Source organism: Streptomyces sp. bgisy159 (genome assembly GCF_965341775.1).
GTDB lineage: Bacteria > Actinomycetota > Actinomycetes > Streptomycetales > Streptomycetaceae > Streptomyces.
In genome coordinates this window covers 43,396-59,439 of sequence record NZ_CBDQZH010000046.1, presented here as the reverse complement: position 1 = coordinate 59,439, position 16,044 = coordinate 43,396, and the positions used below count along the sequence as shown (strand labels likewise).

Below are 16,044 nucleotides of genomic sequence, written 5' to 3'. Positions count from 1 at the left end.
AGAACCGGTCTCTCAACTACCATCTACCCATGGAGCTTATCGCCCTGGGGGACAGGGACCACGCAGACATGGTCAGGGCAGTCACGTACGGCCGGCAGAGCCACAAGAGCGAGACGGACAGTCAGGCATCCCCGCAGATGCAGAAGGACAAGGGGGTTGCTTACATCAACTCCCAAGACAACTGGCGTCACGTAGGGCACTACGAAGACGTGGGTCTGTCCGGCTACGACCCTAACGTCTACCGGCCCGATTTTGAACGGCTGATGGAGGACGCCCGTCAGCGGAAGTTCGACGTCGTAGTGATCTACATGCTCTCCAGGCTCACCCGTCAGGGCGCGGCAGAGGCAATGAAGATTCAACAGGAGCTGGCCAGTCACGGCGTCGCACTCGTCTCGACGCAAGAGCCGTTCATCAACACGTCGGACGACAACCCGTTCGGCGTCGCGTTCTTCGCCCTTATCGCGGGTCTGGCGCACCAGGAATCCAAGAACAAATCGAAATTCATCCGCGACGCCTTCGCGGCCCTGAAGGCAAAGGGCTCCCACTCCTCCGGCCCGGTCCCCTACGGTTTCGAAGCAGAGCCGGTCAATGTTGACGGCCTCACGGTCCGACTGCTGAAGCCAGGGCAGACGAGTGACGCCGAAATCGGCCCGGAGTCGACGCCGGCTGACAACGTCATGGAGATCATTGAGGCCGCAGAATCGGGCCTGACCGAAAACGCCATTGCGGTCCGCATGACGGGACGCGGAGCCAGAACGCCACTCGCAAGTCTCGACGAGGAGGCCGCGAAGGCGCGCATCGCGGCTGCCCAGAAGAGGCGCAAGAACGGTACGGAAGACACGGCAAAGCTGGAGTGGTCTGATCAGGTCGTCCGCCGCATCCTTCGTGACCCCCGGCTGGCGGGCTTCGCCATCGGCCCCGTGGACCCCAAGACGCGACGGCGCCAAATCCTCCGCGACGAGCAGGGACAACCTGTACGCCCGCACGAAGGCTTCATCACGCCGAAGCGCTGGTACGACCTTCAGGCACTTCTCGATGGCCGGAAGCGCACCCGCCGCGTGGACCGCGCGGGGACCATGACGTTCCTCGGTTCCTGGGGTGTTCTGCGGTGCGGTCTGTGCGGAGCCGGCATGACCGTCAGCAACATGAACGGCACGTACGTGTGCAACTTGCGCCGGTCGGTGGGTGACGTCGCGAAGCACGTGGTTCGGATCGCCATGGAAGACACGGACAACGTCGTAGCCACGCGCCTCTGGGCGAAGGTGGCGACGCTCGACCCTGAGAACGATGACGACGTGGACATCCTCGCGGCAGCCGCGGAGCGGTTTGCCGTTCAGGGGGCCGACCCTGAGGCCGCCGCAGAACTAGCCGAGCAGGAAGCACAGCTCCACCACGTCCAGAGCAGTATGGAGGAGCTGTACCAGGACCGTAGGGACGGCCTCTACGAAGGCACCACGGGCCGTGCGGCGTTCAAGGAGACCATTCTCAAGTACCAACAGCACGAGGCCCGCTGTGTGGCCCGGATCGACGAACTGAAGGCAGCCGTGACGACCGCTACGCGCCTCCCCCTCGATGAATGGGCCGCGGACTCGGACAACGGCGACCCCATGGAGCCGGGCGGGCTCTGGGACCGGTGGGACGTACCGGAGCGACGTGCGTTCCTGGCCCTCTTCGCGGACAGAGTGATCGTGAACCCCAACACGACGAGGCGGGGCTCATCCTGGGACCGGGTCAACGGCCGGGTGGAGATCGAGTGGGCGACGCCGGAGAGGAGCGATGAAGATAACGAGTCGGTAACGGCTTAGCGGGCCCTGGGGCGGCTGGATCAACCGGCATGGCGCCTCGTCCAGCCGCCTCCCCGACGTCGAGTAGCGCCCTCCTCGTCCACAGGCAGGTGTGGATAACTGCGGAGAGTGATGCGTTAGGGCTGTGCGGTCACTGAGCGTGGCTTGCTGGGTCGTTCTGCATGCCAAAGTGTCGAACTAACCCCTACTTTCTACTTCTCTTAACGCGCGTTAGAGAGAAAGAAAAAGACGGGTTAGTTCGACACTTTGGCATGCGGTCTGTCCGCCACCCGCAACCAAGATCGTTCCCGCGTCACATGCGCCCCATAACAGTAGTAGGAGGGGGAGGACGTGCGACGCCGGCGAATGGCGCGGCTCCGCTCTCCCTCCCTCGACGGCCGGCACCGCTCCCACGTCGCTCCCCGCCCTCTCCTCCGGGTTGAGCGCGGTTGCAGCGGTCCGGCCGTCCAAGACTTCCCTCCGCATGGACTTAGGGCGCGGAGGACGAGACACAACCGCATAGGCGGACGCGGCTGATCCCCGCGTCAAGAGCAGCCCCGGTGTCCCTAAGCGCCGGGGCTGCTCGACGTTCTCTTAGGGGTGGGCAACATGAGTGACACGCGTGTCTGTTCTTTCCAGGGTTGCGGTTCCACGTCACGGATTCGACGAGGACTGTGCGGGACGCACTACGAGCAGCAGCGTAAAGGACTTCCGCTGACCCCGAAGCGATGGACTTGGCACGCGAAGCTCGATGCGGAATGTGCGTTTGAGGGTTGCGAGAAGCCCGTACAGTCCGTTGGCTTGTGTGGAGGTCACTACAAGCAGCACCAGAAGGGGCAGGAGCTGACCGAACTGCGTGTTCAGCGCGCTCCGGGAGCGCAGTGTGAGTTTGATGGGTGCGCCCGGCCCCACTCTGCGTACGGCCTCTGCTCGGGTCACGCGGCTCAGAGAACCGACGGCCGACAGTTGACCGCGCTGCGCGCACAACGCTCCTCCACGACGCGAGACGAGTACGGGCGCAAGCAGTGCCGGAGGTGTCGTGGTTGGAAACACGAAGATGACTTTTCTGTATCCGGCAAGAGCCGTGATGGGCTGCAAAGCCACTGCAAGCGGTGCCTGCGGGATGAGTACCTCTCGCGCCAGTACGGCATCACCGCTGACCAGTACGCTGCGATGTTGGCTGAGCAAGGAGGTGTTTGTGCAGTGTGCGGACACCTCGACCCGGCGGGCAGAGAACTCGCGGTTGACCACGATCACTCGTGCTGCCCCGACGCTGCGAAGTCCTGTGGGAACTGCGTTCGCGGGCTTCTGTGTTGGCCCTGCAACGTAGGCATTGGTCACCTCCGCGATGACCCCGAAATTCTTACGGCTGCGGCTGCGTACTTGGCAGCGTGAGTCGACTGCTGTAGCGCGAGGCGCCGGGACGGAGCTACTTGCCGCGCACAGAGGGTGTGGGACGGAGTCCGCGACGCCCCACACCCGGGCCTCACGGTCCGGACGATTCCCCGCTGGTGCAACCGGCAGCACGCCCGCCTCTGGAGTGGGTAGTCCTGGTTCGAATCCAGGGCGGGGAGCAGAGGGGCGTCCCGTGCGCGACTGCGCAGCGCACGCCCGATGTAGCACCGCCCGACGAGGACACGGAAGCGATCCGGAGTCCCCGCGTGACCCGGTGCGGCTGTCCGACGGCGGGACCCGGACAGCAACAACCCACCCCGTCCCTTGTGGGCGGGGTTTTGCCGCACTGGCCCAACTTGGTAGAGGCGCCTGATTCAGGATCAGGAGGTTGGGGGTTCGAATCCCTCGTGCGGTACTTGGAAGGTCGGGCATTGGCGTGCCAAGCGCTCCCGAAAAGCGTCACGGCTTCGGCCGTTGGGGGTTCGACTCCCTCACCTTCCGCCACGACGGCTGACCCGCCTTTGGGCCACTCAGCCGCTCTTCGGGACGTAGTTCAGAGGTCAGAGCACCCGCTTTGGGAGCGGGGAGTCGGAGGTTCGAATCCTCCCGTCCCGACTCATCCGGCGACCGGACAGCCCGGTCTCAGGGCTCCGCCGGAGGCAGAGCAGACGGCGACGCCTGCCGGATCCATCAACACCATCCGGAGGCACCATGCCACGCGCACAGATCGCCGTAACCCAGTCCAGCCGCGACGGCGTCACGCTCACCCCGACGCCCGGCGACCCGGCGAACAACCACTACGTCATGAACGACGGCCAGGTCGGCGTCATCGTGAAGAACACGGGCAGCACCGTGGACCGCACCGTGACTTTCCGCCTCGCCCGCACCGTCGACGGCTTCGCCGTGACCCCGCGAACGGAGACCCTGACCATCGGCGAGGAGCAGCTCTTCGGCCCGTTCCCGCCGCAGGAGTACGGCGGTCAGCTTCTGATCGACGTGGACAACGCGGAGCTGACCCTGATGCCGATCCGCATCTGACGACCACGACGCAGCCCCGCCGCGGAGGAGAGTTCCCGCGTGCGGGGCTGAGCTACGTCAGGGCGACGCCGGGAGGTTTGGGTTGGCCCGGAAGGTCAGCGTCCAATAGCGCTGCCTGAAGCCATGGTCGACGCGCACGTCCTCGTGCTGATGCTCCAGCCTCCAGCCGGCCGCCTCTACGCGCTGAATGACCTGTGCCAGCCCGCCGTCCGGGCGTCCCGGAACCGCGTGGACGGTGCGGACGTAGATCGTGTCCCCGCGCTTGTACGCCGTCTCTGCCGCCTTGTCTGCGGCCGACGTAGAGCGCCTCTTGAAGAGCCCCATGGACGAACAGATTAGCGGGAGGAGCGGCTTCATGGCGTGGCACGGCAGCGCTCGGCGCTCACGCCTCCCGAAGGACTGGCCCCGCATCCGGCGTCGCATCCTGCGTCGCGACGGCCACGTCTGTCAGGCACGGTTCTCCGACGGCCGATTGTGCGGGCGAGAGGCCACGGACGTGGACCACATCGTCGCTGGGGACGACCACAGCGACGGGAACTTGCGGGCACTGTGCGGCTGGTGCCACGCCAGGAAGAGCGCCAGTGAGGGCGGACGAGCAGCAGCCCTCACGCGCGTGCGTACAGAGCGGCCGAAGCAGACTCACCCAGCACTGGAGGACTGATCAATGAACGGTGCTCACGTGGTGCTGGAAGAAGCCGACGACACGGGCGCTGATGGCGTGGTGGTGACGCGGGTGCTGGTGAACGGCACCGACGTTGGTCGGCTCGCGAGAGCGCCGAAGATCAGCGTTGGTCATGATCAGACATGCACGACGATCACGCTGACGCTCGTCCCCAGCCGCCTGGAGATCAAGGGCGAACTCGCAGACGGTGATCGTCGCGAGTCCCGCGCCGGCTTCGCGGCCAAGATCGACTAGCCACAGACCAGGGGGGTGATCCCCTCCGGGGCGATCTCCAGACCGTCAAGGTGCTGGGCCTCGCTGTCTGTACGGGTCTGGGGGATGTGGCCGAGGCGCTCACAGGCGTCCGCTGGAGGCCCGAACGTCGGCCGCCCGGACTGATTCCGACCCCGAAACGGGAGGCGGGCGCACAGCGATCCACGCACGCTGATCGCTAAGAACACCCTGGTCAGACCTTGTTTTACCGTTACCGGCCGCACTAGAATGGCACCCATGAACACACGGAAATGCGAGCGGTGCGCGGAGCACCTGGGGGCGAGACACTCGCACCGGGCGCGCTTCTGTTCAACGCGTTGCCGTGTCGCTGCGCATCGCGCGGCGAAGAACGACGCGACTCCCCGAGAGCTGACGACCCGCGACAGGTGGGTCCGTCGCGACGCGAAGAAGGCCCCCCTGACTGTCGTCGGCACGGCGGCTTCGTCGACGGACCCGCGGACGTGGAGCACGTACAAGGACGCCGTCTCCTCGACGGCCGGCGTCGGTCTGGGCTTCGTCCTCTCCGACGAGGACGACGTCATGTGCCTGGACCTGGACCACTGCTTGAACCCGCTCACCGGGCAGCTCGCCCCGTGGGCCGCAGCCATTCTCCGCGACGCGGGGGCCACCTACGTAGAGGTCTCCCCGTCCGGTGACGGCTTGCACATCTGGGGCCGCGCGCACGTCCGACAGGGACGGCGCATCCGACGCCCCGACGGCACGGCCGTGGAGGTCTACGGCACGGGCCGGTACATCGCAATGACGGGGCGCCGACATGGCTCCTCCCCGTCCATCCTCGCGGACCTCTCCGCGGTGGTTTCCAAGCTGACGGCGTAGCTCCCGACATGGGCGGCGTCGGCCGTCCTTACCCGGGAGGTACCCCATGTGCGCGCACCCGGACCACGAGGTCATAGAGCGCCCTGACGGCAGTGTCGCGGAGACGCACGTGCTATCCGCCGAAGACATCGCACCGATGATCGAGGTCATGCTCCGCCGTGAGCCCCTGACGTTCATCAACGATCGGAACTACTGATGGCCGGCCGTGGACCCGCCCCCAAGGACCCATCGAAGCGCCGCAGACGCAACGCCACGGAGCCGGAAACAGTCGTCACCCCTGACGACGAGATCCGCGGCCCCGACCTTCCTAACGGCGTTCTGGGCGTCAACGAGGAGACTGGCGAAGTCGTCGAGTGGCACCCGCGCACCGTCGCGTGGTGGGAGTCGTGGCGCACATCGCCGATGGCTCAGACCTTCGTCGCTACCGACTGGGACTTCCTGATCGACACCGCGCTCATGCACCACACGATGTGGGCTAAGGGCCGCTGGGAGTTCGCCTCTGAGGTCCGTCTCCGTGCCGCGAAATTCGGCGCTACGCCGGAGGACAGAGCCCGGCTGAAGCTCAAGGTCGACGAGCCGCGGAACGCCCGTCAGGCGTCCGCACAGCGCCCCGACAACGTGAGCGACATCAACTCTCGTCGCGCTCGTCTGACCGGATAGGGGACCGATGCCGCGCGCAATAGTGCGCGCCCCCGGTCACGACCGTAACCGCTCCCTCGGGTGGCTAGCGGTCGCATGGATGGAGTACTTCGTCGTACACGGCCCTGGCGACGTCCAGGGTATGCCCGTGCGTCACGGCGATGAGTACACAGGCTTCGTCGTCGATTGCTACGGCCTCGACGAGGGCGGAGAGAACGACGGCCGACGACTCTACGACTCCGCCTTCTTCTCCCGCCCGAAGGGCTGCGACAAGTCGGGCCTAGGCGCGCGCCTGGCGCTCTTTGAGGCTCTTGGCCCCGCCCGTTTCGCCGGCTGGGCGGAGGGCGGAGAGGTCTACCGCGATCCGTGGGGGCTGGGCTTCGAGTACGTCTACGAACCCGGCGAGCCCATGGGCCGCCCCGTGTCTGTTCCGTACATCCGGATCATGGCCACGGAGGAAGGCCAAACCGGCAACGTCTTCGACACCGTCCACTTCAACCTGACCGACGAGGCGTCGCTCCTCTCGTCCATTCCCGGCCTTGACGTCGGGATCACCCGTATCAACCTCCCCGACGGGGGAGAGATCACCCCGTCAACCGCGTCCAGCTCCTCGAAGGACGGCGGTAAGGAGACGTTCGTCGTCTTCGACGAGACGCACCTTTACAACACGCCTGAGCTGCGGCGCATGTACGCCACAGTGACTCGTAACCTCCGCAAGCGCAAGCGGCTCGCGGAACCGTGGTACCTCGAAACGACGACCATGTTCGCCCCCGGGCAGGACTCCGTCGCTGAGCGCACGTACGAGGAAGCGGAAGCCATCCGCGACGGTCGTAAGAAGCGTGGCCGTGCCCGCCTCATGTACGACCACCGTTGGGGCGAGTGCCCGAACCTGAAGGACGAGGACGCCCTCCGGGCCGCTCTGGTCGACGCCTACGGCGACGCCATGGAGTGGATGGACCTTGAAGCGCTCGTTGACGACTTCTACGACACCCGCAACGACAGTGCTGACGGCCGCCGATACTTCCTCAATTCCCGCACCGTCGCATCAAACGCGTGGATGGACCCCGACGCATGGGCACTCTGCCGGCGCGACGAGGAGATAGCCCCCGGCGAACTCGTAACGCTTGGCTTTGACGGCTCCATTAAGGACGACGCCACGGCGCTTGTTGCCTGTCGTGTCTCCGACGGTCATCTCATGCTCCTCGGAGTCTGGGAGAAGCCTGAAGGTGCTGAGGGCGAGGGCTGGCAGGTCGACCGCGTGGCCGTTGACGCCGCTGTTGCACGCGCCTTCGACCGCTTCGAGGTCTGCGGCTTCTACTGCGACCCGCCGCACTGGCAGGACTACGTCGACCGCTGGACTGCCGACTTCGGGGAGCGCCTCCAGGTACGAGCCACGCAGAAGGCCCCGCTGGAGTGGTGGACTAACCGCCCCTCCGCCATGGAGTCGGCCCTTGACCGCTTCATGGAGGCCGTGGAGGACAAGGCGCTTTCGCACGCGGAGTCGCTGGACCCCGACGTCTCGTCGGATTACCTCCAGCTAGGCGCGCGCCTGACGCGCCACGTCCTCAACGCTCGTCGGCGCGAGATGGGCCGCAATCACATGGGTATTGCGAAGGAGCACGCGAAGTCGCCGAAGAAGATCGACGCCGCCATGAGTGCCGTACTCGCCTACGAGTGTCGCGCGGATGCCGTCGCCGCAGGAATCACGAAGCGTAAGAAGCGCTCCAACCGACTAGTTGCCTTCTGAGGGAGGTCCGCAAGTGCCTATCGACGCATCGAGGGTGGAGTCTCCCGGATGGTGGCTCCAGCGTCTCGGGAAGAAGCTCCTCGACGAGCGGGACGACCGTACGGACGAGGACGGCGAGACGGAGCCGGGACTCGACACCCTGAAGCGGTACGCCGAGAACCGAGCGCCCCTCCCTCGTGTCCCGGGCGTGGATCCGCGGGAGGCTGCGGAGTGGATGCGCGACGCTCGAACCAACTGGGCGTCGCTGGTCATCGACTCGCCCGCGGAGCGGCTGCACGTCGACGGCTTCCGCTTCGGCGAGCCGGACGATGACAGCGAAGACGCACGTAAGGCGGACACCGACGCAAACCGCATCTGGCAGGAGAACAGCCTCGACGCTGACGCGGACCTCGTCCACTATGGCGCGCTCTCGCAGCGACGGGCGTTCGTCCTCGTTGAGAAGGGCGACGACGGGCGACCGGTCCTGACGCACGAGACGCCACGGCAGGTGGCCGTGGAGTACGCGCAGGGGAGCCGACGCAAACTGGCGGCCGGCCTGAAGATGTGGCGCGACGACTGGAACAACACCACCAGGGCGACGCTGTGGCTGCCGAACCGGATCTACGACTTCACGACCAAGTCAGATCGCCCCGTCTTCACCGGTAGGGCTGCTGAACTCCGCGGCTGGGACGCCATGGCGCTCCCCAACGCACGCGACGGCGAGCGACCGAACGAGCTGCTGACCGTCCCATTCGGCGTCTTCACGAACCGACGGAACCGACGCTTCGACGGCTTCGCTGAGCACGAGGACGTTCTGAGCATTCAGAACCGGATCAACCTCTCACTGATCAACCTCATAGCGGCGATGAAGTACGGCGCCTTCCGTCAGCGGTGGGCATCTGGCCTGGAAGTCGATGAAGACCCACTGACGGGCGAGAAGCTCCAGCCGTACAAGCTGGACATCAAGAGCCTGTGGACGTCGGGCGATCCCGAGACGAAGTTCGGCGAGTTCGCGGCGACGGACCTGAAGCCGTACGTCTCAGCCGTTCAGGCTGCCGTCCAGGATCTCGCTGCCATCAGCCGCACGCCTCCGCACTACCTGATCGGCGCCGTGGTCAACGTCAGTGGCGACGCCCTGAAGGCCGCGGAGACCGGCCTCGTCAGTAAGGTCCGCGACCGGCAGCGCAACTACGGCGAGTCGTGGGAACAGACCATGCGCCTGGCTTTCCGCGTGCTGGGCGACGAGCGCCGTGCGACGGCGTGGTCCGCCGAGACCGTCTGGCGTGACCCGGAGTCTCGCAGCATCGCGGAACTTGCTGACGCTGCTGCGAAGAAGGCAACGGCCGGCGTCCCGTGGCGTCAGCGCATGGAAGACATGGGCTACACGCCGACGGAGATATCTCGTATGGAGGTCGACCGGGCCACCGATGCGATGAACGCGCAGACGGCGACCGACCCGACCGCTCCGCCTCCGGCCTCCCTCAACGACGCACGCACACGGCGCGACCAGCGGACCGTGATCGGGCGAGGGGCGGAGAACGATGACGCTAACGCGGCTTGACCGACGCTACGGTGCGTCGGTCCGGAGCGTGTGGGCGAGCGTGCTGGGCAGGGTGAACCGCTCATGGGCCGGACTCGGATCCTGGCGTGACGCCGACGCCGCGCGCTTCCGTCGCACGACGCTCCCGATCATCCTCGCTGGGGAGCGGCAGATAGCCAGTCTGACGACGTCGTATCTCGAACAGCTCTACCGGGACATGGGGGAGCGCGGACCACGCGTGAGTCTCGACCTGGACACGGTCACCGGCCAAGCCCTCCGCGGCGTGGACCCGGTCGACGTCTACGAGCGTCCGTTCGTCGAGGTCTATACGGCGCTGAGCAACGGTGAGCCCCTCGACGTCGCAACCGATCGGGGCGCTCGCCGCCTGGAGACGATCACGAAGACAGATCTTCAGCTAGCGCGGACCCACACCTTCAAGGCGGTCACCGCGCAGCAGGACGGCGTGGAGTACTACATCCGTGAACTGCGCGGTGAGTACGACTGCGCGCTCTGCTTGATCGCGTCGACGCAGCGCTACCACAAGAAAGATCTGATGCCGATCCACCCGGGCTGTGACTGCGAGCCGAAGACGGTGACTGCCGACTACGACCCCGGTCAGATCATCGACGAGGACCGCCTGAACCAGATTCACGACGCCGTTGAGGCGGCCCTCGGAACCTTCGACCGCGGAGGCCGCGCGGTCGACTACCGAAAGATCATCATCGCTCGGGATCACGGGGAGATTGGCCCCGTACTCGGCTTCCGGGGCCAGCGGTTCACCGGCCCTGACGACATCCCACTTCCGACCTGACGCCCGGCATGGGCCGACGACACCCGACAGGGGTTCTTCAGCATGTCTCGACGCACTCTCGCACGCCGTAACTCGCTCCTCACGTTCTCCGCGCAGCCCTGGAACCTCTTCGAGGACGACCCCAGCGCCGGCGGTGGTGGAGGCGGTGGTGGCGCTCCTGTCGTCAACGAGCACGGCTACCCAGACAGCACCCCCGTGGCCGACATGTCCGCAGAACACCAGGTCGCCTACTGGAAGCACCACGCACGCAAGCACGAACAGCGCGCCAACGCTGCTCCCGACGCCGCAGAGCTGGAACGACTGCGTCAAGCGGACGAGGAGCTGAAGAAGCGCCAGGCGGCCGACCTGAGCGAGACGGAGCGGCTCCAGAAGGAGCGCGACGATGCCGCTGCGGAGGCAGCTACCGCGAAGGCAGCCGCGGAGCAGGCGAGTCGCAAGGCGCTCGTCCTCGAAGTCGCCGCGGACAAGGGCCTCACGCCGGCGCAGGCTGCGCGCCTTCAGGGCTCTACGAAGGAGGAGCTGGAGGCCGACGCGGACGCGCTGAAGGCGCTGTTCGTATCCGGCTCCGGCGATGACGGCCAGGGCGGATCCGGCACTACCCGCTCCGGCGGCCCCCGCGGAGGCGACGTCGGCGCCACGAAGTCCGTGTCTGCGGGCGCGGAGCGCTACCGCCAGAAGCACGGCAAGCAGCAGTAACCACCCGACAACGGAGGGATCCGTATGGACCTCAGCCTGAAGACTGAGAGCTTCACGCAGGACCGTCGAGACTGGCTGGGGTCCCAGCACGGTACCGACGCGCCCGTGAGCGTGACTCTCGACGTCTCGACGTTCACCGCCGGCACCCACTACCCGGACGGCTACATCAAGAGCGGTATCCCGATCGGCAAGATCACCGCGTCCGGCCAGTACGGGCCGTACGACGACACGGCTGTTGACGGCCGTGAGACCTGCGTGGGCTTCCTCTTCACCGCACAGGACGTCGACGCCCGGCGCGTCGCTTCGACGAAGGTCGTCGGGTCGATGCTCCTGCACTGCTTCATCCGTGAGGCCAAGCTCCCCGTCCCCATCGACGCTGCCGGTAAGACCGATCTCGGCGCTCGCGTCATCTTCGTCTGAGAGGGCCTGATACATGCAGCTCTTCACTGAGTACGCGACCCCCGCGGAGCTGACGGGCTATGCCCGTGAAGCCCTGCGGGAGCGCGAGGAGAATCAGTTCAGTCTGAACCGGTGGCTCCCGAACGACACGGTCAACGATCTCGTCTACCGCTTCAACAAGGGCGGCGGAGGCCTCGTGGAGGCGGCCGTCTACCGGGCGTTCGACGCTGAGTCGGACATCGGCTCCCGGTCGGGTGCCGCGCGGGTGACCGGCGAACTGCCGCCCATCTCGCGGAAGATGCCCGTCGGCGAGTACGAGCAGATCCGTATGCGGAACGTCGACACGCAGGCGTCCGAACTGCGCGACGCGATGGAGGCCGACTCCATCAAGCTGGTCAGCGCCATCGCGGCCCGCGTCGAGCTGGCCCGTGGTGACGCAATCTTCAACGGGTCCGTGACCATCGCGGAGAACGGCGTGTCAGCCGGCGTCGACTTCGGCCGGTCCGCGGCGCACTCCGTCACGGCCGCGACCCTGTGGTCCAGCACGGAGACCGCCACGGCGTACGACGACCTTCAGGCGTGGCTCGACGTCTACAACGACACGAACGGCGACCTCCCCGCCTTCACGCTGATGTCCCGCAAGATCTACAACTTCCTGCGGCGCAACAAGCAGATCCGGGAACTCGCCTACCGTGGCGCGTCGACGGCCCCGACCGTTCTGACGCGCGACGACCTGAACAACATCCTCGGCGACTTCGACATCCCGCCTGTGCAGATCTACGACGCGAAGGTGTCCGTCGACGGCACCGCAACCCGCGTGACGCCGGAGGACAAGATCTGCTTCCTCCCCGCGCAGGGCGAGGCACTGGGCAAGACTCTGTGGGGCGTCCCCGTCGAGGCGAACGACCCCCGGTACGGCCTCCAGGGCGACGCGGCCGGCGTGGCGGTGGGCGGCTACAAGAGCGAGGACCCACAGACGCTGTGGACCCGTGCGACGTCCATCGTCCTCCCGGTCGCGGCTGCCCCTGACCTGACGTTCGTCGCTGACGTCCTCTGATCCGAAACGCGAGGCACTCACGCATGGCAACCCTGGCAGCGAACGTCCACGTGACGGACGAGAGCGGGACGAGCCACGTGTTCGGCCCCGCGGACAAGGTCCCCGACTGGGCGCAGGCTCTTATCACGAACCCGAGGGCGTGGGCCGACCCGCCTAGCGCGAGTCGACTCACGGACCCTGCACCATCGGCGAAGGCTCCGGCGAAGCGCGCGGCGCCACGACGGAAGGCGGCTGGCAGTGGCGCTGTTCGACGCGACTGAGCTGCGCACTCTGCTTAAGCGGCCTCTGTCCGACGCTGAGTGCGCCCTAGCCCACGACCTCACCGCGGACGCCTTCTACGGTGAGGTGGGTGACCGCCTGACCGACCCGCCTCAGCGGGGCGTCAAGAGCGTCGCCCTGGCCGTCGCTGCCCGCATCCTGACCAACCCCTCCGGGATCCGGTCGGAGCAAGCGGGCGGCATGCTGGTGAGCTACGCCGACTCAGAGACGGGCGTCATGCTCTCCGAGGACGAGCGGAAGCGGCTCCGACGGGCCGTCGGCATGGCGGCCAGCGCCTCATCCCTTGACATTGCACCAGAGGAGATCTGTCCTCCGGTGCGGGTCTGGAGGGCGACGTGAGCCTGATCGCAGACCTGATGTCCGAGACGCTCGTCGTCGAGCGTCCGGGTCCGGTGGTCCGCGACTCCACGGGATCTGAGATCCCCGGCCCGCCAGTACAGATCACCGTCGAGAACTGCGCGATCATGAGCCCTTACGGCGTCACGGTCGGCAGCTCGACGGAGACGCACGACGCATCGACAGTTGTTGAATCACGGCGCGTCTTCGTCGCTCCACTCGGAACTGACGTCCGCCCTGCGGACCGAATCCTCCGCGGCGGAGAAATCTGGCAGGCGGAGGGGGAGCCACTGATCTTTCCCCTGACGTCCCTTGCCCGTGTCGAGATTTTCGTGAAGCGGGTGACCGGATGACGAGCCACTCGAAGTACACGGGCAACTACCGGGGTATCGGAAAGCTCTTCACGCGCCCCGGGATCCAGCGCGCATGCCGCAACGCGGCCGTCGACATGAAGCACCTCGCGGAGAGCCTGGCCCCCCACGGCGATCCCGCGGACGGTGACCGTCACTCGGGCCTCTACGCGTCCTCCTTCGACGTCGTGCCCGTCTGGCGCAACATCAAGTGGAAGGGCCAGAGCAGGTGGCGCGCGTCTGTGCGGCTGATCAACACCGCCCCACATGCCTGGCGCGTAGAGCACGGCGACGGGCGGGTCCCACGCTACGCGGTCCTTCAGCGGACCATCGACGCGGCGAAGGCGGCTCACCGTGCCTGACATCGAAGCCGTCCTGAACCCGTGGGCGGAGGCGACGATGGGTGTCCTAGCTGGCGCTGAGACACCCGCAGACCTGGAAACAGCGCTCCCTCGGATCCGTATTGAGCGGATCGGAGGCGGAGCCGAGAGATTCTCCGATCATCCGCGCGTGGCCGTGGACGTTTTCGCCTCAACGGCCGACGAAGCACGGACCCTGGCCAACAGCCTCAGAGACGCGCTCCTCTTCCTGCGCGGTCCCGTGAACGGCGCGATCATCCGCGACGTCCGCTGTGATTCCGGACCCTCCCGGCAGCCGTGGGCGAACGAGGCGATCCACCGACGTGGCGCGTCGTACACCGTCAGCTTCCACCCCGCCTAACCACTGATCACTGACCCGCCCGTCGGCCACGGCGCGCGGGCATCTCGCATGCCTAGGAGGCAGAGTGGCCGACACTCGTAACGCCGATCTCACGTATGGCGCAACTGACTACCTCGTCTATCAGGCGCCCCTGAACACCGCGTCCCCGACCGACTTCGCCGACCCGGCGTCGCCCTGGCAGATGCTCGGCTGGGTGACCACCGACGGTGGCCTCTTCAAGATCGAGGAGGAGACGAAGGACATCACGGCGGCCGGCTCGCTGGAGCCGATCCGGACCCTGATGACCCGGTCCACGAAGTCGCTTCAGGTCACCTTCCTGGAGGGGCTGAACCCGCTCGTCCGCGCCCTGTACGACAACGTCCCGCTCACCAGCCTGAAGCCGGACGCGGTGTCTGGCCTGGCGGAGTACGACTTCCCGGAGAAGCCGTCCGACCTGCGGTACGCCTACGTCTTCGACTCGATGGACGGCACCAAGCGGATGCGCCTTTACATGCCGAACGGCAAGGTCATCGAGCGGGGCGACGAGCAGCCGCAGACCGAGGACGTCATGCCGGTCCAGATGACCTTCCGCTTCTACAAGGGCGCCACGTCCGCGGCCGTGACCCGCACCGTCGACTACGGCGACGTAGACGTCAGCACGTTCTTCCCAGTCATCTGACGTCACTGACTAGCGGTGCCCGTATCTGCGCGGGTCCGGGCACCGCTGCACTTCTTCAACTGACCCGCGCTGTTCTTCACCTCTGACTTAGGAGACCCGCGCATGTCCGAAACCACCGCCGCTGAGGCGCAGGAGGCCGAAGCGATGACGGACGAGTACAACTCTCACGACCTGACCGGCGTCCCGCTCCGGGTGAAGCCCGTCAGCCGGTGGCGACCGTCCTACCTGCGGGCGCTCCGTCAGGGCGACTTCGACGGGTGGGCGGCCGGTGCACTGCACCCCGACGACGCTGAGAAGTTCGTCGAGCTGGACGCGACCTTCGAGGAGATCGGCGCCTTCACCACGGCGATCATGGAGGCCAGCGGCGAGGCCCCGGGAAAGTCTTCGGCACGCTCGCGATCCTCACGGACCACGCGGAAGCGGTAGAGGCCGACGTCTGCCGCTACTACCCCGGGCTTGACCTCCTCGACGTCTACCGGGGCCGGCTCTCCATGCGGCGGCTGCGAGTGCTGATTCAGCACCTTCCGCCAGAGAGCGCGACAAAGACGGCGATGCGTAACGCGCTGCCGACAGAGGACATCGACCGGGCGAGCACCGACTACCGCCCGGACCGTGCGGCATGGAGTGGGACGGAGATGCTCCTCGCGGCGTTGAAGGACGAGGTCCGACTCCTCCGCATGGTCACCACAGCCGCGCACGGAGGAAAGCCGGGCGAATTCGAGCCAACCCCACGTCCCGGCATTCCGCCGAAGAGCGCACGCGCGGGACGTAATCCGCTCACAGACGAGCAGCGCCGCGCACTCGACCCGCGGCTGAGAGACCAGCCACAGCCGAAGGAGTAGACA

21 protein-coding genes and 4 tRNA genes are annotated in these 16,044 nt (G+C 66.6%); 23 read left to right on the top strand and 2 right to left on the bottom strand.

Features of this window, described 5'->3' with window-relative positions; genetic code table 11:
• Positions 1–29: 29 nt before the first annotated feature.
• Positions 30–1,805, top strand: a complete 1,776-nt coding sequence (locus ACSLTV_RS30775; RefSeq protein ID WP_435613302.1) for a recombinase family protein — start codon at positions 30–32, stop codon at positions 1,803–1,805.
• A 633-nt stretch (positions 1,806–2,438) separates the two neighbouring features.
• On the opposite strand, the gene ACSLTV_RS30770 is transcribed toward ACSLTV_RS30775, so the two are convergent.
• Entirely contained in the window at positions 2,439–3,041 is a 603-nt protein-coding gene (locus ACSLTV_RS30770; RefSeq protein WP_435613306.1) for a hypothetical protein, read from the bottom strand.
• Here ACSLTV_RS30770 and ACSLTV_RS30765 point away from each other — a divergent pair.
• The 6 genes from ACSLTV_RS30765 (at position 2,958) to ACSLTV_RS30740 (ending at position 4,217) form a co-directional block, all read left to right on the top strand.
• Positions 2,958–3,179, top strand: coding sequence for an endonuclease domain-containing protein (locus ACSLTV_RS30765; RefSeq protein ID WP_435613304.1), 222 nt, complete (start codon positions 2,958–2,960; stop codon positions 3,177–3,179). The genes ACSLTV_RS30770 and ACSLTV_RS30765 overlap by 84 nt on opposite strands.
• Before the next feature lie 107 nt (positions 3,180–3,286).
• A tRNA-Gln gene (locus ACSLTV_RS30760) sits at positions 3,287–3,358 on the top strand.
• Between the two features lie 161 nt (positions 3,359–3,519).
• Positions 3,520–3,594 (top strand) — tRNA-Leu (locus tag ACSLTV_RS30755).
• A 3-nt stretch (positions 3,595–3,597) separates the two neighbouring features.
• Positions 3,598–3,683, top strand: a tRNA-Ser gene (locus tag ACSLTV_RS30750).
• A 38-nt stretch (positions 3,684–3,721) separates the two neighbouring features.
• Positions 3,722–3,794 (top strand) — tRNA-Pro (locus tag ACSLTV_RS30745).
• A 96-nt stretch (positions 3,795–3,890) separates the two neighbouring features.
• Positions 3,891–4,217, top strand: coding sequence for a hypothetical protein (locus ACSLTV_RS30740; RefSeq protein WP_435613301.1), 327 nt, complete (start codon positions 3,891–3,893; stop codon positions 4,215–4,217).
• Positions 4,218–4,274: 57 nt separating this feature from the next.
• Here ACSLTV_RS30740 and ACSLTV_RS30735 read toward each other — a convergent pair whose 3' ends face one another.
• Positions 4,275–4,541 (bottom strand): hypothetical protein, encoded by a 267-nt coding sequence (locus ACSLTV_RS30735; RefSeq protein ID WP_435613300.1) that lies wholly within the window; start codon positions 4,539–4,541, stop codon positions 4,275–4,277.
• 355 nt (positions 4,542–4,896) lie between these two features.
• Between ACSLTV_RS30735 and ACSLTV_RS30730 the strand changes: the two genes are divergently transcribed.
• From ACSLTV_RS30730 to ACSLTV_RS30655, 16 genes are all read left to right on the top strand, one after another.
• A complete protein-coding gene (locus tag ACSLTV_RS30730) occupies positions 4,897–5,133 on the top strand; it encodes a hypothetical protein (protein ID WP_435613299.1) in 237 nt (78 codons plus the stop codon).
• A gap of 255 nt (positions 5,134–5,388) precedes the next feature.
• Positions 5,389–5,988 (top strand): DNA primase, encoded by a 600-nt coding sequence (locus ACSLTV_RS30725; protein WP_435613298.1) that lies wholly within the window; start codon positions 5,389–5,391, stop codon positions 5,986–5,988.
• A 195-nt stretch (positions 5,989–6,183) separates the two neighbouring features.
• Positions 6,184–6,648, top strand: coding sequence for a hypothetical protein (locus ACSLTV_RS30720; protein ID WP_432158654.1), 465 nt, complete (start codon positions 6,184–6,186; stop codon positions 6,646–6,648).
• 79 nt (positions 6,649–6,727) lie between these two features.
• Positions 6,728–8,374, top strand: a complete 1,647-nt coding sequence (locus tag ACSLTV_RS30715) for a terminase (protein WP_432158653.1) — start codon at positions 6,728–6,730, stop codon at positions 8,372–8,374.
• Between the two features lie 13 nt (positions 8,375–8,387).
• A complete protein-coding gene (locus tag ACSLTV_RS30710; protein ID WP_435613297.1) occupies positions 8,388–9,914 on the top strand; it encodes a phage portal protein in 1,527 nt (508 codons plus the stop codon).
• Positions 9,895–10,704, top strand: a complete 810-nt coding sequence (locus tag ACSLTV_RS30705; protein ID WP_435613296.1) for a hypothetical protein — start codon at positions 9,895–9,897, stop codon at positions 10,702–10,704. The genes ACSLTV_RS30710 and ACSLTV_RS30705 overlap by 20 nt, the downstream gene beginning before the upstream one ends.
• 42 nt (positions 10,705–10,746) lie before the next feature.
• Positions 10,747–11,400, top strand: coding sequence for a hypothetical protein (locus ACSLTV_RS30700; protein ID WP_435613295.1), 654 nt, complete (start codon positions 10,747–10,749; stop codon positions 11,398–11,400).
• A 24-nt stretch (positions 11,401–11,424) separates the two neighbouring features.
• A complete protein-coding gene (locus ACSLTV_RS30695; protein WP_432158649.1) occupies positions 11,425–11,820 on the top strand; it encodes a head decoration protein in 396 nt (131 codons plus the stop codon).
• Positions 11,821–11,833: 13 nt separating this feature from the next.
• A complete protein-coding gene (locus tag ACSLTV_RS30690; protein WP_432158648.1) occupies positions 11,834–12,856 on the top strand; it encodes a major capsid protein in 1,023 nt (340 codons plus the stop codon).
• A 237-nt stretch (positions 12,857–13,093) separates the two neighbouring features.
• The gene (locus ACSLTV_RS30685) at positions 13,094–13,474 is read left to right on the top strand and encodes a hypothetical protein (RefSeq protein WP_432158647.1); all 381 of its coding nucleotides are present in this window, start codon (positions 13,094–13,096) and stop codon (positions 13,472–13,474) included.
• Positions 13,471–13,824 carry a hypothetical protein gene (locus ACSLTV_RS30680; protein ID WP_432158646.1) on the top strand — a complete coding sequence of 118 codons (354 nt, stop codon included), beginning with the start codon at positions 13,471–13,473 and terminating at the stop codon, positions 13,822–13,824. The genes ACSLTV_RS30685 and ACSLTV_RS30680 overlap by 4 nt, the downstream gene beginning before the upstream one ends.
• Positions 13,821–14,183 carry a hypothetical protein gene (locus ACSLTV_RS30675; RefSeq protein ID WP_435613294.1) on the top strand — a complete coding sequence of 121 codons (363 nt, stop codon included), beginning with the start codon at positions 13,821–13,823 and terminating at the stop codon, positions 14,181–14,183. Before ACSLTV_RS30680 ends, ACSLTV_RS30675 begins: the two co-directional genes overlap by 4 nt.
• The gene (locus tag ACSLTV_RS30670; RefSeq protein WP_435613293.1) at positions 14,176–14,541 is read left to right on the top strand and encodes a hypothetical protein; all 366 of its coding nucleotides are present in this window, start codon (positions 14,176–14,178) and stop codon (positions 14,539–14,541) included. The genes ACSLTV_RS30675 and ACSLTV_RS30670 overlap by 8 nt, the downstream gene beginning before the upstream one ends.
• Positions 14,542–14,605: 64 nt before the next feature.
• Complete coding sequence (locus ACSLTV_RS30665) at positions 14,606–15,199, top strand: phage tail protein (protein ID WP_435613292.1); 594 nt, start codon at positions 14,606–14,608, stop codon at positions 15,197–15,199.
• Positions 15,200–15,301: 102 nt separating this feature from the next.
• Entirely contained in the window at positions 15,302–15,625 is a 324-nt protein-coding gene (locus tag ACSLTV_RS30660; protein WP_435613291.1) for a hypothetical protein, read from the top strand.
• 125 nt (positions 15,626–15,750) lie between these two features.
• The gene (locus ACSLTV_RS30655; RefSeq protein ID WP_432158641.1) at positions 15,751–16,041 is read left to right on the top strand and encodes a hypothetical protein; all 291 of its coding nucleotides are present in this window, start codon (positions 15,751–15,753) and stop codon (positions 16,039–16,041) included.
• The last annotated feature ends 3 nt before the right edge of the window (positions 16,042–16,044 follow it).

Coding starts and splice junctions, on each gene's coding strand:
- ACSLTV_RS30775 (WP_435613302.1), top strand. CDS start 30: ATGGAGCTTATCGCCCTGGGGGACAGGGACCACGCAGACATGGTCAGG.
- ACSLTV_RS30765 (WP_435613304.1), top strand. CDS start 2,958: ATGTTGGCTGAGCAAGGAGGTGTTTGTGCAGTGTGCGGACACCTCGAC.
- ACSLTV_RS30740 (WP_435613301.1), top strand. CDS start 3,891: ATGCCACGCGCACAGATCGCCGTAACCCAGTCCAGCCGCGACGGCGTC.
- ACSLTV_RS30735 (WP_435613300.1), bottom strand. CDS start 4,541: ATGGGGCTCTTCAAGAGGCGCTCTACGTCGGCCGCAGACAAGGCGGCA.
- ACSLTV_RS30725 (WP_435613298.1), top strand. CDS start 5,389: ATGAACACACGGAAATGCGAGCGGTGCGCGGAGCACCTGGGGGCGAGA.
- ACSLTV_RS30720 (WP_432158654.1), top strand. CDS start 6,184: ATGGCCGGCCGTGGACCCGCCCCCAAGGACCCATCGAAGCGCCGCAGA.
- ACSLTV_RS30715 (WP_432158653.1), top strand. CDS start 6,728: ATGGAGTACTTCGTCGTACACGGCCCTGGCGACGTCCAGGGTATGCCC.
- ACSLTV_RS30705 (WP_435613296.1), top strand. CDS start 9,895: ATGACGCTAACGCGGCTTGACCGACGCTACGGTGCGTCGGTCCGGAGC.
- ACSLTV_RS30700 (WP_435613295.1), top strand. CDS start 10,747: ATGTCTCGACGCACTCTCGCACGCCGTAACTCGCTCCTCACGTTCTCC.
- ACSLTV_RS30695 (WP_432158649.1), top strand. CDS start 11,425: ATGGACCTCAGCCTGAAGACTGAGAGCTTCACGCAGGACCGTCGAGAC.
- ACSLTV_RS30690 (WP_432158648.1), top strand. CDS start 11,834: ATGCAGCTCTTCACTGAGTACGCGACCCCCGCGGAGCTGACGGGCTAT.
- ACSLTV_RS30675 (WP_435613294.1), top strand. CDS start 13,821: ATGACGAGCCACTCGAAGTACACGGGCAACTACCGGGGTATCGGAAAG.
- ACSLTV_RS30660 (WP_435613291.1), top strand. CDS start 15,302: ATGTCCGAAACCACCGCCGCTGAGGCGCAGGAGGCCGAAGCGATGACG.
- ACSLTV_RS30655 (WP_432158641.1), top strand. CDS start 15,751: ATGCGTAACGCGCTGCCGACAGAGGACATCGACCGGGCGAGCACCGAC.